This is a genomic window from Boseongicola aestuarii (genome assembly GCF_900184815.1).
GTDB classification, from domain to species: Bacteria; Pseudomonadota; Alphaproteobacteria; order Rhodobacterales; family Rhodobacteraceae; genus Boseongicola; species Boseongicola aestuarii.
This window is the reverse complement of record NZ_FXXQ01000004.1, coordinates 108,083-132,947: the sequence shown is the minus strand read 5'-3', so window position 1 is coordinate 132,947 and position 24,865 is coordinate 108,083. Positions and strand designations below refer to the sequence as shown.

Here is a 24,865-nt window from a genome sequence, read left to right as displayed (position 1 = left end):
CCGCGCCCCAGACCCCGCAAGGAAATAGTGTCGTATCCCGCTAAGGTCCGGATCTTGTCCGAACCGGCAGTTCCATTAATCAAGCGCGATACGATCCGCGACCAACTTCTGAAGCTCCCATAGTCCTTCATCATGCATGCCCCTGCGTTCAAGCTGCGTCACGGTATTCAGCAAATAGTCCGCTCCAGTCCCAAGGTGGCCGCAACTTTGCGCCAAAATATCCGCAACGTCTTCAGGCGGCAGATCTCCGGCATACTGGGGACACTCCTTGTTCATGACAAACACCAAAGCGTTCTCTTTGCCTGTAGAGGTTTCCACTTCAAGCCATGTCGGAATGTTCGTTATGGGCTTCAGGGTAAACTCGCGACGGAAAAGCTGATTGAAGCGTGTTTCCAAGTCCCCCTCTGGCAACTCAAACATGACACCCTGACAGTGACCGCCGCGATCTAGGGACATCATCAATCCGGGATACTCGGGAGAGCCGCGAAACCGCCACTGTTTGAGGCAAAAGGATCGATGCCATCCGGTCAATGACGCCTCCCGCTCACCACGATGCTCAATTTCCGGCCTCCAGATCAAAGAGCCATAGGCGAACAACTGTGTGGGTCGGTCTGGAGCCGGGTGCGACGCGAGAACTTTTTCAACCCATTCAGCATAGTCCTCGTCCGTCTGCGGGGTCAGCCCCGCCGGCGGTCCACCGTCCACCATGTCTTTGTGGACCTTCGCAACATGTTCGGATGTAAGTGAAATTGTTCTCGGTTCTGACGCCATGAATTTGCCCCTGATTGGTCTTGGAACCATGAAGTCCGAAAACAGATTGAGCAACTCCCAACTATTTAGAACGGATGTGAACGGGAATTCACAGATCCGCTCCAAGACCGCAGTGTACCGGCTCAAATGCCGCCAATCTCACTGAACGATCCGCCCGCTTCAAGCGCCCCTGACCATCCGCGCCATCGTCCCGTCCTTACGCATTACCGCCCCCGCAATATGCAGCACGACACACAAGGCCAAAAGCTTCGTCGCCACGAAATGCACCGCGAACGCCGCCTCTTCCCAAGCCTCCGACACAGGAGCCAATGGCGGCAAGGTCACGCGATTGAACACCAACACATCCAACCCCGTCGCCCCGCTCCCGATCCAACCGCTGAGAGGCACCACGATCAAAAGAACGTAAAACGCCCGATGCACCCAGACAGCCGCCCGATCCTTCCAGCCCACCCCCGACGGCAAACTCTCCGGCACCGGCGACACAAAATGCCAGACAATCCGCACCGCCAAAAGCGCAAACAACACGATCCCAATCGACTTATGCACCCCGAACATCCAGATGTTCGACATGCCCACTTCCATCCGCGCGATGTACGAGCCAAACCCCAACATCGCGAGAACCCCAAACGCCATCGCCCAATGCAACGTCCGGGTTACCCAGCCAAAAGAAACATCCGTATTCCGCGCGCTCATGATCTACTCCACCAGATCGATCCGCAGCATCAGATTAAGCGAAACCTCGTCGCCGACAAGATCATCCCACCCGCTCGCCCCAAAAGCCGCCCGACTGACCGCTCCCTCAAGACGTACGAACAATTGCTCCCGCTCTCCCAACGCGCGCCCCGCTGGGCGAAATAACTCGGCATCCAGCGTAATGGGACGCGTGACGCCGCGAATGGTAATATCCCCCGTCAACAGCGCCTGCGAAGGTGCATCCGCACGGACTTCAATCGTATTTGAGACAAACGAAATATCCGGAAACTGGCTCGCATCCAGCACCCGTGGCCCACGCAGCGCCTGCGTGGCAAATGGAAAATTCGCCTGCGCATTACCCACATCCAGAACCACCGAAATCCGGCTGTTCGCGGGCCGCTCGAAATCCAGCGCTATGTCCGCCGAACGCACCGGCATCGTGCCCGTGATCTGATCCGGCCCAAAAGGAACCTCGAACCCGACGCGGCTTTCACTCTCATTCAGCGCATAGGTCAAAGGCATGGCCCAACCGCAGACGGCGGCTGTCAGCCAGACACACAACGAGGCAAGAATGATTCTCATAAGGATCAACCTAGCCCATCTCAGGCCTTAGGCGCGTCTTAACGCTGCGAACGGTCGCACCGACGCGATACCGACGTGATACCGACGTAGCACCGACGTTGGCGTCATCGCCTTGCGCGCACTTCAAGGTAGTCGCGCAAGGCCTTGTTAAATCAGGAGCAATCCAGAGTATAGACTGCCGCATCCTCCGACCGCAGCGGCCGCGGATCCACAAGGCATCCGGTCCGCGCTCTGATAACGCTCACCAACGACGCCACTGGCGCATCGCCTTCGGAAACCACATAAATATTGTCGTTCAATTCCACCTGCCGCATGAAATACGTCCGGCTTTCCTGAACAATCTCAAGGTTTTGCTCGGCCTGCCGCAAACGGTTCCCGCCCGCATTCAAAGCATCCGCCGGCGTCGCCGCCGCCGCGAAACTGAAGCGATAGATCGGCAAAGGTGTCAGCCCCGCCATCTCGAACTCTGTCCGCGTGTTCTGCGGCAAATCGGAAACATCGCTCCCCATCGGCCCCAGCCCCACACCCTGCGGCTGCGCACAAGCCGAAAGGGCTACCGCAACTCCCAGAAGTAAAAGCATCTTCTTCATCATTCCAAATCCTTCATTCAATCGGCCTTGAGAAACCGTCGCATATGCACCGCAGGAAAGTCGATACCCCCTCGCAAGGCAACTGTCATCGGTCCAAGGGTCGAAAATCCACAGGCGGCGTAAAACGGCACCGCCGTAAGTGTCGAGAAACATTCATATTGTTGGATACCCGCCGCTTCCGAGGTGCGAAAGATATGACCCATCAACCGCCGCCCGATCCCTTCCCGCAGCCGCCTGTGATCGCAAACCACATGGCGAATATGCGCAACCCCGCGCGCTTCCTCACCAAAACCAGGCGGGGCCATACGCGTCCAGCCCCCCGCACCCACGATCACCCCATCGCCGTCCTCAACAACGAAATACGTCCCCGACATCACCAGCCGCGGCTGCGCCTTCGAGATCAAAGGAACGGCCGTCACCAGGACAGACGGCGGATAATCCGCTTTGAGAATAGCAGGATAGGACCGGGCCAGCAGCGCATCGACAGCGCCGAAATCCACCGCCAAAGCCGTTCGAACTGTCAAAGCCTGTTGCTGCATAATCCCAAATCTGCCCTATCCGAATAGAGATTGCCAAGCCGATCCGCACGCCAGAAACGAAAAAAGCCGCGCAAATTGCGCGGCTCGTTTCCGAATTGTTAAGCAAAATTATTTAATTTTGCCTTCCTTGTATTCGACGTGCTTGCGCGCAACCGGGTCGTACTTCCGTACAACCATTTTCTCGGTCATGGTGCGAGCGTTCTTCTTGGTCACATAAAAGTGGCCAGTATCCGCGGTCGAATTCAATCGAATTTTGATCGTGGTCGGCTTCGCCATGGGTCGTCTCCTGAATAGCCACACCTAACGAGAAGGCAGCAGCCCAATAATCCTTGAAGCCCGCGTTCTAGCGATCACCCCGCCCCTGTCAAGCCGATTCCCGAGGATCAGACAAACCATTTTTCTGTTCATAAATATCCCCCGAGGGGTCTGGGGACAGGATGTCCCCAGTGGATCGGCTCCGCAGGAGACGAAAGGTTAACAAATCGTTAACGAAAAAAGGTAAGCGCGGAGAGCCTGTAAGCCGGATTCTGTTCCCCGCGTTACCACGGTTCGATGACCATTCCTCTGGCCCCGCCGTTACCGACGGGATCAAGCTGCCAACCCGGGCCTCTCGGGCTGAAACGACCCTGCGTGGCGGTATCCCCGAAAGGACCGACCCCGCACGAGACCCCTATTTGGCATTGCTCCCGGTGGGGCTTGCCGTGCCGTCCCTGTTGCCAGGTCCGCGGTGGGCTCTTACCCCACCGTTTCATCCTTACTTCGGCGGACCGAAGCGGTTTGTTTTCTGTGGCGCTTTCCCTCGGGTTACCCCGGCCGGGCGTTACCCGGCACCGTTGTCTCATGGAGTCCGGACTTTCCTCCCGGCCCGACCCAAGGGTCAAACCAAAGCGGCCATCCGGCTCTCCGCGCAACGGCCCTCCTAGGCCCGCCGCGGGGTTGCGTCAAGGATCAGCTTTCCAGCCCAAGGGGCCGCGATGGCACACGACGCGCAAACCGTTCAGTCACATCCGCCGGATACTGGCGCGCCAACCCCGACATCATCGCCTGATCTGCCGGGTCCAGAGGACCGCTCGCGCCGGGGCGAAACCGCTGACGGAACGCGTCCAGAACCAGCTTTTCTCCAAGTTCAATCGGATACCCAAAAACGGCCGCGTTGCGCATGAAATCGCCCTTCAGAGATGGTTCCGGCCATACAGAAAGCCCTTTTCTTGCAAGGGCTTGCCAGTCAAAGTTTCGACCCGGATCGGACTTGCGTTCAGGGGCGAAATCGGAATGCGCCAAGACCGCTTTCGCAGGCATTGCGTGACGGTCCAGAATATCGCGCAACAGCTCTTCCAATGCCTCCATCAACGGCGCTTCAAACGCACAAGTCCCGTCGTTATCAAGTTCGATCCCGATCGAGCGCGAGTTGATATCCTCACGGCCGGCCCAGCGCCCCTCGCCCGCATGCCAGGCCCGATGCGCCTCATCGACAAGCCGATACACCGCACCGTCTTTCCCAATCAGATAATGCGCAGACACCTCCGCGTTTTCGTCGCAGAGCTTCTCAAGCGCGGCCTCGGCGCTCTCCATCGCCGTGTAGTGGAGGACCACCAGAGACGGCGCAAGACCACCCCTCCGCGCATTGCAATTTGGTGAGGGACGATCTTCGATGCGCATGGGCTCAGCCTCCGCGAGCAGTCCGAAAGGGGGCCGGATTCCAAAAGCATGCATACCCGTCACCATCCGGGTCCATTCCCCGCCGGTCGCGCTGAGGGCCTCCGAATCCAAGGAACGCTTCTTGCGCCCGATCCGCTGACGGGTATTTCGCGCACTCTCGGTTGAACCGATCAATACTGGTCCCGCTGCGGCGATAAACCTGCGTGCCAACCGGATGCGACGTGGCAAGCGCGAAGGCGACGACATTGGGGCGCCCGGTGGAAGAACGCTCAGGAACAGCCGTCGGCGCAACAACTTGAAAAGTCTCGCGATTTCGCTCGATCCGCTCGGCATCGCTCTCGATGGATTCGCGTGACGCAACGGCGTCGAAACTCTGCTCGTCCGAGATGTTCGGATTGTCAGGCACAGGTGCCGCGTCAAGTGTGGCCGTTTCCACCGCGACCGGCGACGTCGCCATGGCCGTGGAGGTCCCGAGGGTGCCTTGCACGGTCGAGCCACCCACTCCACCAACCGGAGACTGACCCCCTATGGTTCGGCCTGTTTGCAGGACCGTCAATGTCTCCGCCGCAATCACCTGACCATCGGGCACGGGACGTGGCCGCATTGCCTGCAGCTCGGCGTCACGGCGGGCGCGTTCGGTCGAAAACTGATCGTAGTCACTGAAGCCAACGCCGGTATTTGGATTGCTGTCAGGGACTTGCGCGCCACAGGCGGCCAGAAAGCCCGCCGCGCCAAGAGTCATAAGTCGTTTGATCATCTGCTGCTCTGCCAATTTGTTTTGACGTTTTGAGACAGCTTACCACCATTTCGATGGCTTGGAAACAAACCCTGCACGGTCCTCAAGGGCCTGCGCGACATTCATCAACGCGCCCTCTTCCCAAGGCTTGCCGATCAGCTGAAGCCCAAGCGGCAGCCCTTGCATGTCCAGACCCGCTGGAACCGCAATCCCTGGCAACCCGGCAAGGTTCACCGTAACCGTGAAAACGTCATTCAGATACATCTGTACCGGATCGTCGAACTCCTGCCCCAAAGCGAAGGCAGACGACGGTGTCGCTGGTGTCAAAATCGCGTCCACACCCGCAGCAAAGACGTCCTCGAAGTCTTTCTTGATCAGTGCACGAACCCGTCGCGCACGGTTGTAATAGGCGTCATAAAAGCCCGCCGAGAGCACATACGTTCCGATCATGACACGACGTTTCACCTCAGCACCAAACCCTTCAGCGCGGGTCTTTTCGTACATCTCCGTCACACCGTCACCGTGCGAAAGCTTGGCCCGGTGTCCATAGCGCACACCATCGTACCGCGCGAGGTTCGACGAAGCTTCAGCCGGTGCCACAACATAATAGGCAGGCAACGCGTACTTCGTGTGCGGCAACGAGATATCAACGATCTTCGCGCCCGCATCTTCCAGCATGGCGCGCCCCTCGGCCCACAAGTCCTCGATCTCTTCAGGCATCCCGTCCATGCGATATTCTTTCGGGATTCCAATGGTCTGACCCTTGATATTGCCCGTAAGCATCGCCTCGAAATCCGGCACGGCCAGCTCAGCACTGGTCGAATCCTTCGGGTCATGCCCCGACATCGCCTTAAGCATGATAGCACAGTCGCGCACCGACTTGGCCATCGGCCCCGCCTGATCCAGCGAGGACGCAAACGCCACCACGCCCCAACGGGACACCCGACCATAAGTCGGCTTCAAACCGGTAATCCCGACAAATGCTGCAGGCTGTCGGATCGAGCCGCCCGTATCCGTGCCCGTAGCCGCAAGACAAAGATCCGCCGCCACAGCAGAAGCCGATCCACCAGACGAACCACCAGGCGTCAAAGCGGTCTCGTCATTGCCGCGACGCCAGGGGTTGATCACATTGCCATAAACGCTGGTCTCATTGGACGAGCCCATCGCGAACTCATCCATGTTGAGCTTGCCGATCATCACCGCGCCCGCATCAAAAAGCTGCGTCGTCACGGTGGATTCATACTCGGGCTTGAACCCCTTAAGAATGCCACTGGCCGCCTGACTGGCGACCCCTTTGGTGCAGAACAAGTCCTTGATGCCCAACGGAATACCGCACATATCGGGCGCATTACCCGACGACAGTCGCGCATCCGCGGCTTTCGCCTGCTCAAGCGCGATCTCGGGCGTGGGATGCACAACCGCATTCAAAGCTTTCGCCGCATCGGCCGCCTTCAGGCAGGCTTCGGTCAATTCGACAGATGTTATTTCACCGGCGCGCAGCTTTTCGCGCGCATCCGCGATGGTCAGTGCGTTCAGATTGCTCATCTCTATTCCACCACTTTCGGGACTGCGAAAAAGCCTTCGCGCGCATCGGGCGCGTTTGACAGAACCTTATTCTGCTGATCACCGTCAGTAACCTCATCCGCGCGCCGCTTCAGTCGCATCGGCGTCACCGAGGTCATTGGCTCAACACCTTCGATATCGACCTCATTTAACTGCTCAACAAAGCCCAGAATACGGTTAAAATCCTGCGCCAACGCAGGCAAATCGGCCTCCTCGACCTTGATGCGGGCAAGCTTGGCCACGCGACGAGCGGTTTCTGTGTCGATCGACATCGAGCAGTCTCTCCATGCTAGAACGCGGACCATGTAACCCGTGCGGACACGGCCCGCAAGAAGTCGCTCGCTTGCCAATTCGCGCACAGAGTATACGATACCGTCACGCGCCTCGAAGACCTCCCGGATTTTGCACGATGACCGTAGCCATAGCGATCCTGCCCATCGCGTTCGCTTTTCTTGCGGGCTGGACTGCAAAAGTGACCGGCATTCTTAAACCGGAGCATTGGGCCGGCATCGAACTGCTGAGCTTTCGCGTTCTGATACCTGCGATCCTGATCAACTCTATTGCCAATGCGGACCTCTCGTCGGATCGCATCGGTTCCCTTGCAGGTGCTCTCGTTTGTATGGTGTTTATTGCCGGGCTTCTTGGCCTGAGCGTCCGACTGATCCTGCCGGTCGAGAAACTCTCCGCCGCCTCGCTGTCGACCATGTTTCAAACAACGACGCGCTGGAATGCCTTCATATCGCTCTCGGCGGCTGAACTTTTGGGAGGGCCCGAGGTTCTTTTGCTGATCGCGGTTGGCATGTCGGTTCTTATTCCACTGATCAATGTCGGCAATATCCTAGTGCTGGCATGGCTTTGCGGCCAGGCAACCGGACCGCGCCGCGTGCTTAAGACGGTTCTGACAAATCCCCTTGTGATCGGCTGTGCTATTGGATTGTCGATCAATGCCGCCCCCTTCGACTTGCCTGTGCCTATCTCTGAAACGCTTGATATCATTGGACGCGCAGCCCTAGGCATCGGCCTATTGGTCGTTGGAGCGGGTATCTCGTGGCAACGATTGAGACGGGTGACGGCCCCCGTGATGATCGGGGCTATTCTGCGTCCTTTCGCCATTCCACTGGTCTTTCTCGGACTTGCCAGCCTGTTCGCCCTTTCGCCGACCGAAACTCTTGCAGGGATTTTGGTTGCCGCCGTTCCAGCAGCCTCAAACGGCTACGTTGTCGCCCGCACGATGGGCGGCGATACCGAGCTTTACGCCGACATCCTTGTGTTCCAGACCCTGTTTTCGATTGCCGCGATCCCGATTTACGCGTCTTTCGTCACGTGACGCCGCCAGACTTCGATCATCCAGCCCAGCATCACACCATTTAGCAAATGCCACACAAAATGCGTCCCGGTTGGGATATGCGCGCAAAGCATTTCATCGAGCGAGCGAAAAACAAGCGACAGACTGAGCAACCCCGCTCCGATCAACAGACCTTTGCCCGTTTCGGGCGCACGATTTCGCAGCAAGGCGCCGTAAACTCCAATCAAGACTGGCAACACCCAGTAGACCGAAGAGATCGAGAAAAACGGCAACCCACCGAAAACGGGCGTCAAAAGCGCGGCGTACGGAATGAACGCCAAAGTCAGCAAGGTCGCACCCCAAAGCGGAAGCTGCCAAAAATCTCGGTTAGCCAAAAAAATGAAGCTAAAGGTGAATACCGCGATCGGGATGACGTCCAGCGTCGCTGACCACGCCGTCGCATGGGTGTGAAACAAATACGAGCCGATACCGATCGCGAACAACACCACCGATAGCCAACGTCCGGCTGCCAGCCCGCCCGTTCGCCGCCACATGATGACGGCGACCAGAACGAATGCGATATTCGTCACCGCGTTCAGAGGCTCAGCCCAATAGCTGGCATCGCCTCTCTCACAATAGGCATCGATGGCGCGGCTCCAGTCCATCAATCACGCCTTGAAGCAAAAAAAGCCTTCAGCAAATCGGTCGATTCCTGTGCTGCGATACCGTCATAGACCTCAGGCACATGATGCGACTGTGCATGTGAAAACACCTTTGCTCCATGCGCGACGCCACCGGATTTTGGATCGCTTGCTCCGTAGTACAGCCGCTCAATGCGTGCCGCCGACGCCGCTGCCGCACACATCGCGCATGGCTCCAGCGTTACATAAAGATGGCAACCCGACAGGCGCTCGGATCCCAAGACCTGCCCCGCTGCCCGTATGGCAAGTACTTCCGCATGTGCCGTCGGATCGCAAAGCTCACGCGTGCGGTTTCCAGCGCGCGCGATGACTTCACCGTTCCTGTCGACCACGACGGCACCCACGGGCACCTCTCCCCGCTCGCCAGCCAGTTTGGCCTCGGCGATAGCAAGCGACATATAGCTTTTGAAAGTCATACCTCGTGATGCCGCGTCAAATCCCGCAGCGCAAGAGATGCTCGCGCTTCCCAATTCCACTTCTGCGCGCTATTGCGACCCCATGAGCAAATCACCCGTTCCCGGCGAGCGTATCGCCAAAGTCCTTGCCCGCCGGGGCGTCGCCTCGCGTCGCGAAATCGAGCGCATGATCGAGGCGGGTCGAATCTCGCTGAACGGCAAGACACTGACAAGTCCGGCACAGAATGTCGTCCCGAGTGATCGGATAATCGTCGATGGCAAGCCTGTCCGAGAGGCAGAGCCGCCACGGCTTTGGCGCTACAATAAACCTTCGGGCCTTGTGACGACCCAAAGCGATGAAAAGGGCCGCAAGACAATATTTGACGAATTGCCGGAAGACCTTCCGCGCGTCATGACTGTGGGACGGCTGGACCTGACATCCGAGGGGCTTTTGCTGTTAACCAACGACGGCGAGATCAAGCGCAAGCTTGAATTGCCCAAAACGGGGTGGCTTCGAAAGTATCGTGCGCGCTTAAAAGGCTCACCCGACGACGCAACCTTTGATCCCTTGCGGCGCGGCGTGACTCTCGACGGTGAGCGGTTTCAGCCGATGGAAATTACTCTGGATCGACAGCAGGCAAGCAACGCATGGGTGACTGTCGGTATCCGTGAAGGGAAGAACCGGGAGATCCGGCGCGCGATGGAAAGCATCGGCCTGATCGTGAACCGTCTGATCCGCGTCAGCTACGGCCCTTTCCGCCTTGGCGAACTGAAGCCTGGCGAAGTCGAAGAGGTCAAAGCGAAGGTCTTGCGCGACCAGTTGGGCCTTGCGCCTGACCCCGAGGCCCCTTCCGCGGCCAGGTCCAGAAATGCGCGCGTCACACGCCAGAGGCGCAACAACACGCCGTGATCGGCGCATTCTCCCAAGCTGGTCTTTCAAGCAGTTGACCAAGCGCCTATATCAAGTCGCGTTCGTTCAGGGTGATGGGTATGATACCGAAGATCGCATTACTGGTCCTGATATTCGCCGTGGTCGCGGGCGCTGTCGCCATGCTATTGAAGGGCGCAGCAACGGTCAGCCAGCGCCACAGTGATCACGACGGAGGTCGCGCAGAAAACATGCAAAGACTATCATTCTTTCTTCTTCTGGCACTTATCGCTTACGTCGCAGCGACCGGGGCATCCTGATGGCCGAGCGCTTCAGCGGCAAGTACAGCCCGGGCGGCACCTCAAAAACGCCCCCGCCGCCCCAACAACGGCGCCGGCGTGCCGGAGCGCGGGTGAACTTGCTGTTCATCGTACCAGGCATTCTTGTTCTGACGGCCTTTCAGCAAGAGCCAGTTGGTATGGCGCTTGACCTCGCGGGGTTCGGCACACTCATTCTTGCAGCTTGGCTAACGCGCGAAGGACTACGGGCGGAAGACGCCTATGAAGTGCGCCGGGTTGCAAAACGGCCGGCCATCCCACGCAAGATTTTTGCCTCGGTCCTTACAGGCATCGGCCTTGCGATCGCAGGCCTTGATCCGGCGACCTTCTATCCGCCGAACCCTCTATTATTCGCGCTGCTTGGTGCCGGGCTTCACTTTATGGCGTTTGGCCCGGATCCGCTGAAAGACAAGGGCGTCCCCGAAGGCAGTGCATTCCAGACCGACCGCGTGGCAAAAGCGGTAGATGAAGCCGAGCGCCACCTCACCGCGATGCGGGAGGCTATTAGGGGTGCAGGCGTGCCCTCTTTGTCGCGACGCGTCGACCGCTTCAGCGAGACCGCCCGACAGATGTTTCGCGTTGTAGAAGACGATCCGCGTGATTTGACAGGCGCGCGCAGATACCTTGGCGTCTATCTGTTGGGAGCCCGTGACGCGACATCGCGGTTTGCCGACCTCTATTCACGCAATAAAGACGAAAGCGCACGAACGGACTATGAAGCTTTGCTTGATGACCTCGAAACGACATTTGCTGCGCGAACTGATAAGATGTTGCTTGATGACAAGTCGTCGCTTGACGTTGAAATTGAAGTTTTGCGCGACCGATTGGCGCGCGAAGGTGTGAACCGAAATTAAAGAACGCTTTTCAAAACGAGGAAAAATTCCATGTCCGACACCGTGCGCCAGAAGGCCCAGGAATCTGAACCGCTCGTCGCCGAGGTGACATCCGTTAACTTGCCCGCGCCCAGCACCGAGATCGTTGCCCTGGCCGCTGCCGATCCGGCCACAAGCGCCGAGATCGAACGCCGGATTGATGAAATTGACATGGGCGATACGAACTCGATCGTCTCTTTCGGCTCAAATGCACAGGTGGAATTGCAGGAAATCAGCCAATCGATGCTGGCGGATGTGCGCAACAAGGATGTCGGTCCCGCCGGAGACAGTCTGCGCGATATCGTTTCAACAATCCGAGGATTTTCGATCAGCGAGCTTGATGTCCGCCGCAAAAGGTCATGGTGGGAAAGGCTTCTGGGCCGCGCAGCGCCGATTGCCAATTTCGTGGCGCGCTTCGAAGAGGTCCAGGGTCAGATTGACGGGATCACCGACAACCTTCTTCATCACGAGCACAAACTGTTGAAAGATATCAAATCGCTTGATCAGCTCTACGACAAGACCCTCGCTTTTTATGACGAACTTGCGCTCTACATCGCTGCCGGCGAAGAAAAGCTCACGCGTCTGGACGGTAGGGAAATCCCCGCCAAAGAAACCGAAGTCGCGAATGCTGCCGAGGAACAAGGCGTCATGAAAGCCCAGGAGTTGCGCGATTTGCGCGCCGCACGCGACGACCTCGAGCGTCGCGTTCACGACCTCAAGTTGACGCGCCAGGTCACGATGCAGTCGCTGCCCTCGATCCGTCTGGTTCAGGAAAACGACAAGTCCCTGGTCACCAAGATCAACTCGACGCTGGTCAATACCGTACCGCTTTGGGAAACGCAGCTGGCACAGGCTGTCACCATTCAGCGTTCTGCCGAAGCCGCGGAAGCCGTGCGCGACGCCAATGACCTGACAAACGAGCTTTTGACTGCCAACGCAAAGAACCTGCGGGAAGCCAACAAGACGATCCGCGAAGAAATGGAACGCGGCGTGTTCGATATCGAAGCCGTCAAACAAGCCAACGCTGACCTGATCGCGACCATTCAGGAAAGCCTTCAGATCGCTGACGAGGGCAAGGCAAAGCGCGCCGTTGCCGAGCAGGAACTGAAGAAGATGGAAAACGAGCTGAAGACCACGCTTGCATCCGCCAAGGCGCGCAAAGACGGGATCGGCTCGAATTCTGGGGAAAGCGTGCCTACCTGAGAAATGCGCAACTCGTTCGCCGCTTTAAGTGTGCTTTTCGCACTAACTGCCTGCGACGCCTTTCCCGTCGCGGGCATTGATGGACCCATTTCGTCACCGGTCTCGGAAACGCCGGCAGTGTTTCAGCCACGCACTGCCGAAAGTCTGGAAATCGAAGCGCTCTTTCAGCGCGTCTCCGACAACCTGATCGCACGCGGTCTGCTTCGGATCGACGGCGGCGGCCCTGACGTCCCTTTCACTGACGAAATGGTCGCGCGAAACTTCAATGCACTCGCCTTCAGTGAGGAATTCAGCGGGCGTGGTGGGCAATTGGTAAGAGCTACCCGCGAAAGCACGCTCCATAAGTGGGACCAGCCGGTCCGGATAGAGACGTTCGTTGGACCGTCCGTCGACCTCGTCCAGGCGGAACAGGACACGGCAGAGATCGCGGAGTTCGCCGCGCGCCTTTCCCGTATCACCGGCCACCCGATCCGGCGGGTAGAGCGCGACGGGAATTTCCAGGTGTTCGTGCTCAACGGTCAGGAATTACGCCGTTCCGGCAAGCTTTTAAAGCAGTTCATGCCAGAGTTGGCACTACCGCAAATTCGCTTCGTCGAGGACATGACTCCGGACACCTATTGCGTCGTCTTTACATCCGATCCGGAACAAGATGGAGCAATCCAGCGCGCCATCGCCGTAATCCGCGCCGAATTGCCGGATCGCCTGCGCACATCCTGCGTACATGAAGAGATCTCGCAAGGCTTGGGTCTTGCCAATGACAGTGCTCAGGCCCGACCTTCGATATTCAACGATGATGATGAATTCGGACGACTTACCTATCACGACGAGTTGCTGCTACAGATACTATACGATCCCAGGCTTAAGCCGGGCATGAGCGAGGCTTCGGCCGCAGCTCTCGTACAGAGCATTGCTACAGGGCTTTTGTCGCCCTCAACCTGACTTTCCGGAAGGAGACCCACAATGGGCATTTTTGATTTTCTAAGTGGTGAGTTCATTGACGTCATCCACTGGACAGACGACACGCGAGACACCATGGTCTGGCGGTTTGAACGCGAAGATCATGAAATCAAGTATGGCGCCAAACTGACCGTCCGTGAAAGCCAGGCAGCCGTCTTTGTCCACGAAGGGCAATTGGCCGACACCTTCATGCCCGGTCTCTACATGCTTGAAACCAACAACCTGCCGATCATGACGACGCTTCAGCATTGGGACCACGGTTTCAAAAGCCCGTTCAAGTCCGAGATCTACTTCATTGCGACGCGCCGGTTCACTGATCTCAAATGGGGTACCAAGAACCCAATCATGCTGCGCGACCCCGAATTCGGCCCGACGCGCCTGCGCGCCTTTGGCACCTATTCGGTGCGCGTTTCGGATCCCGGCAAGTTTCTGGTCGAGATCGTCGGCACCGACGGCGAATTCACCATGGACGAGATCAGCTACCAGATCCGCAATATCATCGTGCAGGCCTTCAGCCGGGTCATTGCAAATTCGGGCATCCCGGTCCTGGACATGGCCGCGAACACCGCCGAACTTGGCCGGATACTTGCGGACTCGATCACCAAGTCCATCGCGGCCTACGGTCTTGAATTGCCTGAGCTTTACATCGAAAACATCTCGCTGCCGCCAGCCGTCGAAAAGGCTTTGGACGAACGCACCTCGCGCGGGGTCGTCGGCTCGCTGGACGAGCACCTGCGCTACAAGGCCGCCGAGGCGCTTGGCACCGAAGCCGGCGCGGCCGGCGCCGCCATGGGCACCGGGTTCGGTGCGGGCATGGGTATGCAGATGGGGAGCATGATGATGGGCCAGCCCGGCCCCTGGGGCCCACGCCCCATTGCGCCCGCGCCGCCGCCCCCGCCGCCGGTCGAACACGTGTGGCATGTCGCAGACGGCGGCGAGACCACCGGTCCGTTCTCGAAAGCACGAATGGGCAAGATGGCAGGCGACGGCAGCCTCAAACGCGACAGTTGGGTCTGGACACCCGGACAAGACGGCTGGAAACACGCAGAAGACACCGAACTGGCCGAGTTGTTCACCGTTTCACCGCCACCCCCGCCGGGGGCATGAGGAGATCGCTATGAAACTTATCTATCTCATACCGCTCGTTGCTTTGCTTGGGTGTTCGGCAAGTCTCAACCGACCGGCCGAAGGTGCGGTGAAAGCCGACTTTCTGGCAGAGCAGGCCCTATTCATCGAACAGAACCCAACAGCGCGTGGTGCGGCGCTGTTGAACGCAAATGGCAAGGGCTTCGAGTTCTACGACAATGGGCGCGCGGTGTTTGTCTCATTCGGTGCGTCCACTAACTTGCGCACGGAAACGCTGTGGTTGAGCGTCATTTCTTCCTGAACGGAAAATGTCCGGTGCATTCAAAATGGTGGCCTGATGAGCGCTGAGGAGCATCGTTTCCCTTGCGAGACCTGCGGATCGGACCTGCGGTTCGACCCCGGTGGCGATCGATTGATTTGCGACCATTGCGGTAGCGTGGAAAGCATCGACCACGGACCGTGGGACCGCACCGAGGCCATAGCCGAACAGGACTTCTACGCTGCGCTGCGCGCGATCGCATCGGACGTCGAAATGGTAGAAGCTCGGATTTCACAATGTCCGAATTGCGGCGCGCGCATTGAATTCGACAGCGCATTGCACGCCAAGGAATGTCCATATTGCGCAACACCTGTTGTGACCGATACCGGCTCGGAAAGGCAAATCAAGCCGCGGGCAGTCGTGCCATTCGCGCTGACCGAAGAAGAAGCCCGGCAAGCGATGAGCAACTGGCTTGGCAGCCTTTGGTTCGCCCCGAATGGCCTGACCGAATACGCTCGCAAGGGGCGCAAACTCAGTGGAGTCTATACCCCTTGCTGGACATTCGATGCCGATACCAAAACGCGCTACACTGGTCAGAGGGGCATTGAATACACGACAACACGCACGGTTACTCGAAACGGGAAAAGACAAACGCAGTCTCAAACGAAGGTGCGTTGGACCTCGGTTTCAGGCCGTGTTAGCCGGTTTTTTGATGATGTACTTGTCGTGGCCTCAACGGCTCTGCCAGAGAAATTCCGCGCTGGAATCGGCCAGTGGGACCTGACGCGGCTCGAACCCTACCTGCCGCATTATCTCGCAGGCTTTCGCGCCGAGGCTTATACGGTTTCGCTCAAAGAGGGTTACGAACAAGGCCGTGCCATCATGGATCGTCAGATCCACCGCGATATCAAATTCGACATCGGCGGAGATCGTCAGCGCGTCCAAAGCGTCGAAACACGAGTGAGCGATGTCACATTCAAGCATATTCTGGTGCCGGTCTGGTTGGCCGCGTACAAGTATCGCGGGGCGTCTTTTCGTTTTGTCGTCAACGGGCAAACCGGTCAGGTCGTCGGAGAACGACCATGGTCGATCTGGAAACTTGCTTTCGCAGCGATCATCGTGGCACTCATTGCCGGCGTCGTCGGTTATACGGCGGCTGTAAACCAAGGATAGCCGCTTGGTGGCTGGCTTGCGACTGGCGTGACCTGCGATTAGACAACGCAAAAGCGAAAGTTCTGGGGAAAGACGTATGATCCTGTGTTCCGGCGAAGCCTTGATAGACATGCTGCCGCGCGAAACGGGCGCTGGCGAGCGCGCGTTTGCACCCTTTCCCGGAGGCGCTGTGTTCAACACGTCTATCGCCCTCGGCAGACTGGGTGTTGCCACAGGTTTTTTCAGTGGCCTGTCCTCGGATCTTTTTGGCGATATCCTCACCAAGTCGCTCTCGAAGGCCAAGGTCGACAGTTCGATGGCGGCGCGCTCATCACGCCCAACCACGCTTGCATTCGTGACGCTTACAAATGGTCAGGCAAGCTATGTGTTTTATGATGAAAACACAGCCGGTCGAATGCTTGGGCTCGATGACTTGCCCACCCTCTCCGAGAACGTATCAACTTTGTTTTTCGGAGGAATCTCATTGATGGTAGAGCCCTGCGCACAGGCCTATGAGGCGCTGTTGCTGCGGGAACAGGAAAACCGCGTCATTATGATCGATCCGAACATCCGCCAAAGTTTCATCAGTGACGAGGCCACCTATCGCACACGGATCTCGCGGATGATGGCGGCGAGCGATCTCGTCAAGGTTTCGGACGAGGATCTGGCTTGGCTGACCGGTTGCGACGATCTTCAGAAAGGTGCCAGCGACGTTTTGGAAGCCGGGACAAAAGTCGTTTGCGTGACCGAAGGAGCGGAAGGCGTCACGGCTTTCAGTGCCATGCACACGGTAAGAGTCCCCGCAAACAAGGTCGATGTCGTTGACACTGTTGGTGCTGGCGACACGTTCAATGCCGGTTTCATGGCCGCCCTGTCGGATGCAGACGTCCTGACCAAGGACAAAATCGCCACTCTCGACGAAGCGACAATTCATGCGGCCCTTACACTGGGCGCACGCGCCGCAGCCGTCACCGTAAGCCGAGCAGGAGCGAACCCACCGACGCGCGCTGAACTCTGATGCGTGCTCTGATCCAACGGGTCAGCCGCGCGGACGTGCGTATTGACGGCGTCCTTGAGGGCGAGATTGGCGAAGGCGCGCTTATCCTCGTTTGCGCGATGGCCGGAGATCAGGCCGAAATGCCACAGAAGCTTGCCGCGAAAATCGCTAAATTGCGGATCTTTCGCGATGAAGCGGGACGTATGAACCGCTCGCTGCTAGATACCGGCGGAAGCGCCTTGATCGTTAGTCAATTCACGCTTGCTGCGGACACACGACGGGGAAACCGTCCGGGTTTTTCAAGTGCTGCTGCCCCCGATGAGGGCAAAGCGCAGTATCTTCAGTTCGTTTCCGCGATTGCCGATCTCGGAATTCCGGCTGCGACAGGTGTATTCGGCGCTGATATGTCGGTGTCACTGGTCAATGACGGGCCAGTCACGATATGGCTGGATACTGACGACTAAAGCTCCCATGAAATAGCGTCCTATGGTCCTTTGAGTCCCCCGCGCTGCGATCAACTCACGCGCGGCGTGCAGAAATGGAACCCGTTCTGCATCGACGAAAATCCGCAAAATACTTTCTGGCATCTCCTTTTCGTCACGAACCAAGACGGCGGCGCCGGTTTCCTGAAAGCCCTCTTAAGTCTCTGAGAAAACGGCAACGGAAGAGCCGTGAGTGATGGCCGATTGGAACGCAGCTGCTTCGCATGCGTTCTGGCCTCCAAGCGGCATTCCTTCTGGACCTAGCGAATGACCGATGAAACTGACCGGCGCTAGCCGATACCAAAGGCCTATTTCGCCGATGGTGTCGGCAATGTTGATTTGAATGCGATCATCCGGGAAGTCGTCTTTGCAGCGGCGCGCAATCCTGTCCAGAGCCAGACGAGATTCGGGTTCGATGACGTCTGCGCTTTGAAGAAACGAGGCACGACAATGAGCTGCGCGTTGGGCACGAATCGCAGGATTTTCAATTGCGTGGATTTTTGCGGACTCTTCCACGTCTCGCGTCCGCGCCAAGCTCCTTGAAGCTTTCGGTGTCCGGCACCACCAGTTGATCGAAGAGCCGCAGGATATCGCGCACCATTCCCCGCGTTTGCCCGACTTCTAAGACTCTCAAACGACATCTGATTGCTGGCGGCGATCATAGGAATTTGGCGGTGATGGGTTTCGAACATTCGCCGGGGTCAGAAGTTGAGCTCGGCAAAAACTGCGGCGCTTGGCCTCCAGTGATAGAGAAAACGGCGTACGACCTTCGGTGTGTCGATTGGCAAAAGGGCTGGGCTGCACGGTTTGGCAAGCCAGCCTTTTCAAGTGCGACGACGGACGCGAGCGTTGACGTCATTATGACAAGTGTCGCAGCCTCGTCTTCCGCCAGAGCGCGGTCAACCGGCACCAACAGCGCAAGGCTTTCGCCGACTGACAGAACTTGGAACCAAAAACAGTGCCGTCAGGACGTGCGCAAGGCGGAATTCCATATTTCTCTTAAACCCGCTTCGGGTCGTTCTTGCCTTTTTGCAACCTTCTGTGGTGCTAAAGTCCCCAAATCGGCTCGGAGACTTGTGAATAGGCGAGATAGTGACGCGTCAGCGGCGACATCTGTCAGGCCGCACCCCGATTGAGGAGCCGCAGCATGGTAATAAGTCCGACGGGTTCTCCTTCGTCCATAACGAATGCCGCCGAAATGCGTTTGGTTTGTAGGATCCTCAACGTTTCCCCCAAAAGCAAGCTCGGCTTCAAGACAACTGAGCCTTTCGTCATGACGGCGGATGCCGGTGTTTCATAGAGCGCCGATTTCATCGTGGATGAGGCGTTTCTTTCCAGATACCGACGGATATCACCGTCGGTTATCACACCTTGCAGTTGACCCGCGTCCGTCACCCCGACGATGCCCTGCCCCTTGGCCGACAATACACTCAAGGCCGACATGACTGGCGTGTCATGCAAGACCAACGGCAGTTCATCGCCCTCGATCATGATCTCATCAACGCGCTTCAAGGCTGCCCCAAGAGACCCGCCGGGGTGAAAGGAATGGAAGCTTTCTTCTGTAAAACCTCGCTTTTGCAACAAAGCGATCGCAAGAGCATCACCCAGAGCGAGTTGTAGCAACGTCGACGTAGTTGGCGCCAAATTGTGAGGACAAGCCTCTCGGACTTTGGGTAGAACGAGTGCCGCGTCCGCCGCGCGACCAAGCGCACTTTCAGCGGACCCGGTGATCGCCACAAGTTTCACCGCATGCCGTTTTGCGTATCCGATCACGTCCGACAATTCGCGTGTCTCACCCGACCAGCTCAGTGCGAGAACCACGTCATCGGGTTGCACCATACCGAGATCGCCGTGGCTCGCTTCTGCGGGGTGCAGGAAGTACGCAGGTGTTCCGGTTGATGCAAAGGTCGCCGCGAGTTTTGCTCCGATATGACCGGACTTTCCAAGCCCTGTGACGATGAGGCGCCCCGACATTTCTGAAATAAGATCAAGAGCCGCCCCCAAAGCCGGTTCCATGCCCTCCAACGCCTCGGTCAAGGCAACAAGAGCAGCAAGATCCGTTTCGATGGCCGTCCTGATGGGCGCGGTCGTGTTCATATCGTGAAAACCTTTCGTTGCCGAAGGACATAACGGATTAACGACCACGGGCAAAGATGGCGCCGGGCAAGTTATTGTTTGACGATGCTGTCCAATGCCTTGAGGCGTTCCAGCAGCACCGGCATATCCGCAAGGGCGACCATATTCGGACCATCAGATGGGGAGCGCGCTGGCTCTTCGTGGGTTTCGATGAAGACCGCCGCGCAACCAACCGCGATGGCCGCCCGCGCGAGTGGCGGTACGAACTCTGCCTGTCCGCCCGTTGATCCGCCAAGCCCCCCCGGCAACTGCACGGAATGCGTTGCATCGAATACAACCGGATAGCCCGTCCGAGCCATGATCGGAAGGCTGCGCATATCGCTGACCAACATGTTGTAACCGAAACTTGCGCCGCGTTCGGTCAGCAATATCTTCTCATTTCCAGTGCTTTCCACCTTCTCAACGATGTTCTGGACATCCCAGGGAGCGAGGAATTGCCCCTTTTTCACATTGATGATGGCACCCGTTTCTCCGGCAGCCAGCAACAAATCAGTCTGGCGGCACAGGAAGGCAGGTATCTGAAGCACGTCAACAGCTTCGGAAGCGGGTTTGCACTGTCCGATATCATGTACGTCCGTAAGAACAGGGCACCCGAATTCTTCCCGGATTTTGGAAAGAATCGTAAGCCCTTCGTCCATCCCCACACCGCGCTTGCCGCTGAGACTTGTGCGGTTGGCCTTATCAAAACTCGCTTTGAAGACAAACCCGATCCCCAAATCGGCACAGGTCTTGGACAGTGTTTCTGCAAGCATGCGCGCGTGATCGAGGGTTTCTAACTGACAAGGCCCGGATATCAATGAGAACGTCGCCTCGTTGGACACGCTGAGCGCGCCGATAGAAACCGTTTTCATACCAAGCCTTCCTTTGCCATTATGTCCTCGATGATCGGAATGTCGGTCGGATTGTTCAACTCCCAAAAGGCGCGTCCGCTTGATGACACTTCAACGCATCTTACCGGGATTCCATGTTCCAGAAACCGCAATTGCTCAAGTCCCTCGCGTTTCTCCAATGGTCCTTCGGGCAAAGAATTGTAGGCTTTGAGGGTCTGCGGTCGGTAGGCATAGCAGCCCACGTGGTGGAAAACGGGGACGGCATCCTGTCGGGCGTTGTCATAAAACGGCAGGACCTCCTTCGAGAAATATAGAGCGTCATGATTTGCGGCAAAGACGGCGGTTGTTGCGCCGACACGCCCGGCTTTCCGGTCTGCCTGAAGCTTGCCAAGATGCTCGGGCGCAGTTCTAAGGACAGGTGTCGCCATCCCGATCGCAGGATCCTCGATCATGGCCGAGACAAGCGCTTCGACATAGTCGGGCGGTGTAAGCGGGGCGTCGCCCTGTAGATTCACGATGATATCCGGTTCTTCCTGCAGCAATTCGGCCGCCGCTGCGCAGCGTTCAGTCCCATTGCGACATGTAGCCGGCGTCATCAGAACCTGCGCACCAAAAGCGTTGGATGCTTCCTCAATGCGCCTATCATCCGTCAGAACGAAAACATCCGATACGCCTGCCACAGAGATCGCTGCGTTCCAGCTACGTTCAATCAACGATTTGGAGACACCACTCGCTCCGCGCAGGACGGCCAATGGCTTGCCGGGAAACCTCGCGGACTGGTACCTCGCGGGAATGAAGATGACAGTTTTCACGTAATCTGACCTTTTTGGACCTTACCTTGGCTTAGGGAATATCCAAACAGTCTGCAATCGTATGGTCACTACGCGACGCGAAACTCCGGTCGACATGACCGAGTGAAGCGTTAATCTGCGGTCTCATTATTTTCACGAAAGGCCGCGTTTTGGGCGTTCGCTTATTCTCCGACAAGAAACGCGCCGTGCACTTGGGCCCTTTCCCGCTTGAGCGTTTGTCACGGGGTGAAATACCGGATTTGTCCGCCGTCCCCGAAGATCGGGAAGTTGTTTTTGCCAGCGACACGCCCGAGTCGTTGCTGAATGCGATGCGAGACTATCAGGCGATGATGGATGCGATCCGTGATGGTCTGGTCAACAGGACGAAATCAAAGATTCCAGACGATATTGCCGAGCGGTCGCGACACCTCAAGGCGTTTTGTTATTTCAACGACGCCAGTATGGTAGGCATCGGCGCATTGCCGGACTCAGCCCGACGCGCGACAGCCATCAAGAACCCCGAGATCGACCGCCTGTCTTACGACCTGTCAACGAAGCAAACCAAGACTTTGGCCAGCGGCATTGATATGATTATGGCCGATTTGAAAGAGTCGATGTCCGCCCCCTCGACCGATATAGACACACATTCCTCCGCACTTGTTATCTTGAACGAAGCGCCGCGCGCACCCTGGCAGGACGAGCCCGGATCAGGCTGGCTGTCGGGCGCGAGCTTGCCTGCAGCTGCGCTGCGTGCGTCCGAAACTGCGGTCGTGTTGGCGAACTATATCCGTCTTCTTGGTTGGGAAGCGCGGGCGCACGCAGTTACGTCATCGGACGTTCATCTTGGCCGCCTCGGCGTGGCTGCCGGGCTTTTGACTTTGGAAAGCGGCGGGCTTGAAGCGCCCTATCTGGGCGAAAGCTATGGCCTTGCGGCGGTGACCACATCCATGCCACTGGAACACGATGCCACTTTGCTCCCAAAAGCGATGCAGTCTTGGGCACGCACCCACGGTCCGAATTGGTGGCTGGGAACCTCGGGTGCGCGCCGCTCCGGCGTCAATGGCGACCCGTTCAGAAAGCGCGCCTTTCATCTGGGGCCACATCCATTTGAAACCCTGAAACGTGTTGAATCACCAACCACTTACATCGATGAACCGAACGTGGCGCGCGTTCCGAAACGTACCGATATGTTCGCGCGGGCGCAGTTCGGGGACATGGGGCCGGCGCTGCAAAATGGTGCGAAAGGTGGCCACTATGTCAGAAAGGCCGCCCCATCGAGCGCGCAGCGCCGCTTGCTCGGGGCTTTTGTTTTGCTTCAGGATGGACCCGCAAAACCACAGCGTTTACAAAGTGATGCTGCGAAAAACGCTTTGGCGATCAAGGCTGCGAGTTATTTTCTTGGTATTGATGCCGTCGGAATAAGCCGTTGCCCGGAGTGGGCCTGGTATTCGCATGATGCGACCGGCGCACCGATAGAGCCGCCCCACGATCAGGCAATTTCAATGATTGTTGATCAGGGACACGAGACGATGGAAGGCGCCAGCGGCGACGACTGGATTAGCGTCGCACAATCCATGCGCGCTTATCTCAGATTTTCGCTGCTTGGTGGCATCATCGCCGCACAAATCCGCAATCTCGGGTATTCCGCCAAGGCTCATACTGTGATGGACGGAGAGGTTCTTCAGCCACCACTCCTGTTGCTTTCCGGCCTCGGAGAAGTCAGCAGAATTGGCGAGGTCATCCTGAACCCGTTTCTGGGGCCCCGCCTGAAGTCCGGTGTCGTAACGACCGACATGCCATTGGCGCATGACATGCCGATCGATTTCGGGATGCAGTCCTTTTGCGAAGCTTGCAACAAGTGCGCCCGCGAGTGCCCAAGTGGCGCGATCACGGCCGGGCCGAAGCTGATGTTCAACGGCTATGAGATCTGGAAGTCGGACAGTCAGAAATGCGCTACTTATCGGATCACCACCGAAGGTGGAGCGATGTGCGGGCGATGCATGAAGACTTGTCCCTGGAATCTTGAAGGCCTGTTTGCCGAGAAACCGTTTCGTTGGGCCGCGATGAATTTGCCGAAGTCCGCGCCCGCTCTTGCGAAACTGGATGATATGGTCGGCAAGGGTCGCCTCAATCCCGCGAAGAAATGGTGGTGGGATCTGGAACTCTCGAACGACGGCGCCTATCGGCCTACGGCGAAGCCAGTGAATGCGCGAGACATTCAGCCGGACCTCGAAGTGAATTACGAAGATCAGACTTTGGCGGTTTATCCGGCAAACCTTGCCCCACACCCTTGGCCCTACCCGTACGCGATGGACCGCGAAGCGGGAATCGAAGCCTATCAGGCACTTGTGACAGCCGAAGAATACCAGCGCCGAAAAGACGGCGGTGACGAAAGCCATATCCATCGGTACGCGGTCGCAGGGGAAAGTCCGGTGCTACGCGTGGTCTGCTCAAAGGCCGAACAAATGTCCCCCGATGTCACAAAGTACGAATTCCGGAACGTTGACGGGAAAGATCTGCCCGTCTGGGAGGCAGGTGCGCATCTCGACATTGTCGTCGCGCCGGAATTCCTGAGGCAATATTCCATGTCCGGTGATCCTGCTGATCGTAAGGTCTATCAAATCGGCGTTCTGCGCGAAGACCATGGTCGCGGCGGGTCCGCATTGCTGCACAGGATATTTTCGGAAGGCAGAAAGGTCTTTATCTCGCGCCCCATCAACCACTTTCCACTGGTTGAAGATGCCGAGATGACGTTTCTGATGGGGGGAGGCATCGGGATCACGCCGATGATCGCAATGGCGCATCGCCTTCACGCGCTTGGGCGTCCCTTTGAGGTGCACTATTCGGTCTCTTCCCGCGAAAACGCGGGCTTTCTAGCCGATCTGGACGCGGCTCGCTGGCGCGAAAACGTAGCGCTTCATATCTCTGATGCAGGAAGTCGCGCCGATTTCTCACAACTTCTAAACAAGTATCGCCAAGGTTCGCACGTCTACACATGTGGACCGGATCGCTACATGGCCGCCGTCCTCGATGCCGCAGAACGAGCAGGGTTTCCCGAAGGCGCGCGGCATCTGGAATACTTCTCGGTTCCGGAAGTCCCCGACTACAAGAACCATCCTTTTTCGATTCGCCTCGTGAAATCCGGCAAGCAACTTCACGTACCCGCTGACAAAACGGCATCGGACGTTCTGATCGCGAATGGGATTCCAATTGACTTAAAATGCTCGGATGGCCTTTGCGGAGTATGCGCTTGCGGCCTTGTCTCTGGCGATGTCGAGCATCGTGATTTCGTTCTGTCCCGCGCGCAGCGCGAAACGCGCTTCATCACTTGCCAGTCACGCGCCACAGACGCGAACGGTATCGTGGAATTGGATCTTTGA

The 24,865-nt window shown here is 57.7% G+C and carries 28 protein-coding genes and 1 other RNA gene; 12 read left to right on the top strand and 17 right to left on the bottom strand.

Translation table 11 applies throughout. The features are described from left to right. Nucleotides 1-75: 75 nt before the first annotated feature. From BOA8489_RS07915 to gatC, 11 genes are all read right to left on the bottom strand, one after another. The gene (locus tag BOA8489_RS07915; RefSeq protein ID WP_093973476.1) at nt 76-771 is read right to left on the bottom strand and encodes a gamma-glutamylcyclotransferase; all 696 of its coding nucleotides are present in this window, start codon (nt 769-771) and stop codon (nt 76-78) included. A 159-nt stretch (nt 772-930) separates the two neighbouring features. Then, nucleotides 931-1,464 (bottom strand): cytochrome b, encoded by a 534-nt coding sequence (locus BOA8489_RS07910; RefSeq protein ID WP_093973475.1) that lies wholly within the window; start codon nt 1,462-1,464, stop codon nt 931-933. Between the two features lie 3 nt (nt 1,465-1,467). After that, a complete protein-coding gene (locus tag BOA8489_RS07905; protein ID WP_093973474.1) occupies nt 1,468-2,046 on the bottom strand; it encodes a YceI family protein in 579 nt (192 codons plus the stop codon). 152 nt (nt 2,047-2,198) lie between these two features. After that, on the bottom strand, nt 2,199-2,639 hold the full coding sequence (locus tag BOA8489_RS07900; protein ID WP_093973473.1) for a hypothetical protein: 441 nt from the start codon (nt 2,637-2,639) through the stop codon (nt 2,199-2,201). Nucleotides 2,640-2,653: 14 nt separating this feature from the next. After that, a complete protein-coding gene (locus BOA8489_RS07895; protein WP_093973472.1) occupies nt 2,654-3,175 on the bottom strand; it encodes a GNAT family N-acetyltransferase in 522 nt (173 codons plus the stop codon). Nucleotides 3,176-3,283: 108 nt separating this feature from the next. After that, nucleotides 3,284-3,451 carry a 50S ribosomal protein L33 gene (gene rpmG / locus BOA8489_RS07890; RefSeq protein WP_012179442.1) on the bottom strand — a complete coding sequence of 56 codons (168 nt, stop codon included), beginning with the start codon at nt 3,449-3,451 and terminating at the stop codon, nt 3,284-3,286. 224 nt (nt 3,452-3,675) lie between these two features. Further along, an RNA gene (gene rnpB / locus BOA8489_RS07885) (RNase P RNA component class A) lies at nt 3,676-4,082 on the bottom strand. A gap of 41 nt (nt 4,083-4,123) precedes the next feature. After that, the gene (locus BOA8489_RS07880; RefSeq protein WP_093973471.1) at nt 4,124-4,834 is read right to left on the bottom strand and encodes an N-acetylmuramoyl-L-alanine amidase; all 711 of its coding nucleotides are present in this window, start codon (nt 4,832-4,834) and stop codon (nt 4,124-4,126) included. A gap of 4 nt (nt 4,835-4,838) precedes the next feature. Next, entirely contained in the window at nt 4,839-5,591 is a 753-nt protein-coding gene (locus BOA8489_RS07875; protein ID WP_093973470.1) for a hypothetical protein, read from the bottom strand. A 39-nt stretch (nt 5,592-5,630) separates the two neighbouring features. Next, on the bottom strand, nt 5,631-7,115 hold the full coding sequence (gene gatA, locus BOA8489_RS07870; RefSeq protein WP_093973469.1) for an Asp-tRNA(Asn)/Glu-tRNA(Gln) amidotransferase subunit GatA: 1,485 nt from the start codon (nt 7,113-7,115) through the stop codon (nt 5,631-5,633). A 2-nt stretch (nt 7,116-7,117) separates the two neighbouring features. Continuing rightward, nucleotides 7,118-7,405 (bottom strand): Asp-tRNA(Asn)/Glu-tRNA(Gln) amidotransferase subunit GatC, encoded by a 288-nt coding sequence (gene gatC / locus BOA8489_RS07865; RefSeq protein ID WP_093973468.1) that lies wholly within the window; start codon nt 7,403-7,405, stop codon nt 7,118-7,120. Between the two features lie 137 nt (nt 7,406-7,542). Between gatC and BOA8489_RS07860 the strand changes: the two genes are divergently transcribed. Next, nucleotides 7,543-8,460, top strand: a complete 918-nt coding sequence (locus BOA8489_RS07860) for an AEC family transporter (RefSeq protein WP_176440234.1) — start codon at nt 7,543-7,545, stop codon at nt 8,458-8,460. Here BOA8489_RS07860 and BOA8489_RS07855 read toward each other — a convergent pair. Together BOA8489_RS07855 and BOA8489_RS07850 are read right to left on the bottom strand one after the other, a co-directional pair. Then, a complete protein-coding gene (locus BOA8489_RS07855; RefSeq protein ID WP_093973466.1) occupies nt 8,439-9,083 on the bottom strand; it encodes a ceramidase domain-containing protein in 645 nt (214 codons plus the stop codon). The genes BOA8489_RS07860 and BOA8489_RS07855 overlap by 22 nt on opposite strands. Then, nucleotides 9,083-9,535, bottom strand: a complete 453-nt coding sequence (locus BOA8489_RS07850; protein ID WP_093973465.1) for a nucleoside deaminase — start codon at nt 9,533-9,535, stop codon at nt 9,083-9,085. The genes BOA8489_RS07855 and BOA8489_RS07850 overlap by 1 nt, the downstream gene beginning before the upstream one ends. Nucleotides 9,536-9,617: 82 nt before the next feature. Between BOA8489_RS07850 and BOA8489_RS07845 the strand changes: the two genes are divergently transcribed. The 10 genes from BOA8489_RS07845 (at nt 9,618) to dtd (ending at nt 17,710) form a co-directional block, all read left to right on the top strand. Next, entirely contained in the window at nt 9,618-10,424 is an 807-nt protein-coding gene (locus BOA8489_RS07845) for a pseudouridine synthase (protein ID WP_093973587.1), read from the top strand. 80 nt (nt 10,425-10,504) lie between these two features. Further along, a complete protein-coding gene (locus tag BOA8489_RS07840) occupies nt 10,505-10,702 on the top strand; it encodes a hypothetical protein (protein ID WP_141138256.1) in 198 nt (65 codons plus the stop codon). Then, nucleotides 10,702-11,574, top strand: coding sequence for a 5-bromo-4-chloroindolyl phosphate hydrolysis family protein (locus BOA8489_RS07835; protein ID WP_093973463.1), 873 nt, complete (start codon nt 10,702-10,704; stop codon nt 11,572-11,574). The genes BOA8489_RS07840 and BOA8489_RS07835 overlap by 1 nt, the downstream gene beginning before the upstream one ends. 30 nt (nt 11,575-11,604) lie before the next feature. Continuing rightward, complete coding sequence (locus tag BOA8489_RS07830; protein WP_093973462.1) at nt 11,605-12,795, top strand: toxic anion resistance protein; 1,191 nt, start codon at nt 11,605-11,607, stop codon at nt 12,793-12,795. Between the two features lie 117 nt (nt 12,796-12,912). Then, the gene (locus BOA8489_RS07825; RefSeq protein WP_176440233.1) at nt 12,913-13,734 is read left to right on the top strand and encodes a DUF2927 domain-containing protein; all 822 of its coding nucleotides are present in this window, start codon (nt 12,913-12,915) and stop codon (nt 13,732-13,734) included. 21 nt (nt 13,735-13,755) lie between these two features. Beyond that, nucleotides 13,756-14,859 (top strand): SPFH domain-containing protein, encoded by a 1,104-nt coding sequence (locus BOA8489_RS07820; protein ID WP_093973460.1) that lies wholly within the window; start codon nt 13,756-13,758, stop codon nt 14,857-14,859. A gap of 10 nt (nt 14,860-14,869) precedes the next feature. After that, on the top strand, nt 14,870-15,139 hold the full coding sequence (locus BOA8489_RS07815) for a hypothetical protein (protein WP_093973459.1): 270 nt from the start codon (nt 14,870-14,872) through the stop codon (nt 15,137-15,139). A gap of 36 nt (nt 15,140-15,175) precedes the next feature. Next, a complete protein-coding gene (locus tag BOA8489_RS07810; RefSeq protein ID WP_093973458.1) occupies nt 15,176-16,270 on the top strand; it encodes a TFIIB-type zinc finger domain-containing protein in 1,095 nt (364 codons plus the stop codon). 76 nt (nt 16,271-16,346) lie between these two features. Further along, complete coding sequence (locus BOA8489_RS07805; protein ID WP_093973457.1) at nt 16,347-17,267, top strand: carbohydrate kinase family protein; 921 nt, start codon at nt 16,347-16,349, stop codon at nt 17,265-17,267. Beyond that, nucleotides 17,267-17,710, top strand: coding sequence for a D-aminoacyl-tRNA deacylase (dtd, locus tag BOA8489_RS07800; RefSeq protein WP_093973456.1), 444 nt, complete (start codon nt 17,267-17,269; stop codon nt 17,708-17,710). The genes BOA8489_RS07805 and dtd overlap by 1 nt, the downstream gene beginning before the upstream one ends. A 719-nt stretch (nt 17,711-18,429) precedes the next feature. On the opposite strand, the gene BOA8489_RS21060 is transcribed toward dtd, so the two are convergent. The 4 genes from BOA8489_RS21060 to BOA8489_RS07780 all read right to left on the bottom strand — a co-directional run bounded on the left by BOA8489_RS21060 (nt 18,430) and on the right by BOA8489_RS07780 (nt 21,506). Then, nucleotides 18,430-18,516 (bottom strand): glycosyltransferase N-terminal domain-containing protein, encoded by an 87-nt coding sequence (locus BOA8489_RS21060; RefSeq protein ID WP_141138262.1) that lies wholly within the window; start codon nt 18,514-18,516, stop codon nt 18,430-18,432. A 328-nt stretch (nt 18,517-18,844) separates the two neighbouring features. Continuing rightward, on the bottom strand, nt 18,845-19,825 hold the full coding sequence (locus BOA8489_RS07790; RefSeq protein ID WP_093973454.1) for a KpsF/GutQ family sugar-phosphate isomerase: 981 nt from the start codon (nt 19,823-19,825) through the stop codon (nt 18,845-18,847). Nucleotides 19,826-19,896: 71 nt separating this feature from the next. Continuing rightward, nucleotides 19,897-20,715: a 3-deoxy-8-phosphooctulonate synthase gene (gene kdsA, locus BOA8489_RS07785; RefSeq protein ID WP_093973453.1), complete on the bottom strand. Its 819-nt coding sequence runs from the start codon at nt 20,713-20,715 to the stop codon at nt 19,897-19,899. Continuing rightward, complete coding sequence (locus BOA8489_RS07780; RefSeq protein WP_093973452.1) at nt 20,712-21,506, bottom strand: 3-deoxy-manno-octulosonate cytidylyltransferase; 795 nt, start codon at nt 21,504-21,506, stop codon at nt 20,712-20,714. The genes kdsA and BOA8489_RS07780 overlap by 4 nt, the downstream gene beginning before the upstream one ends. A gap of 149 nt (nt 21,507-21,655) precedes the next feature. Here BOA8489_RS07780 and BOA8489_RS07775 point away from each other — a divergent pair, with 149 nt between their 5' ends. Continuing rightward, on the top strand, nt 21,656-24,865 hold the full coding sequence (locus BOA8489_RS07775) for a 2Fe-2S iron-sulfur cluster-binding protein (protein WP_093973451.1): 3,210 nt from the start codon (nt 21,656-21,658) through the stop codon (nt 24,863-24,865).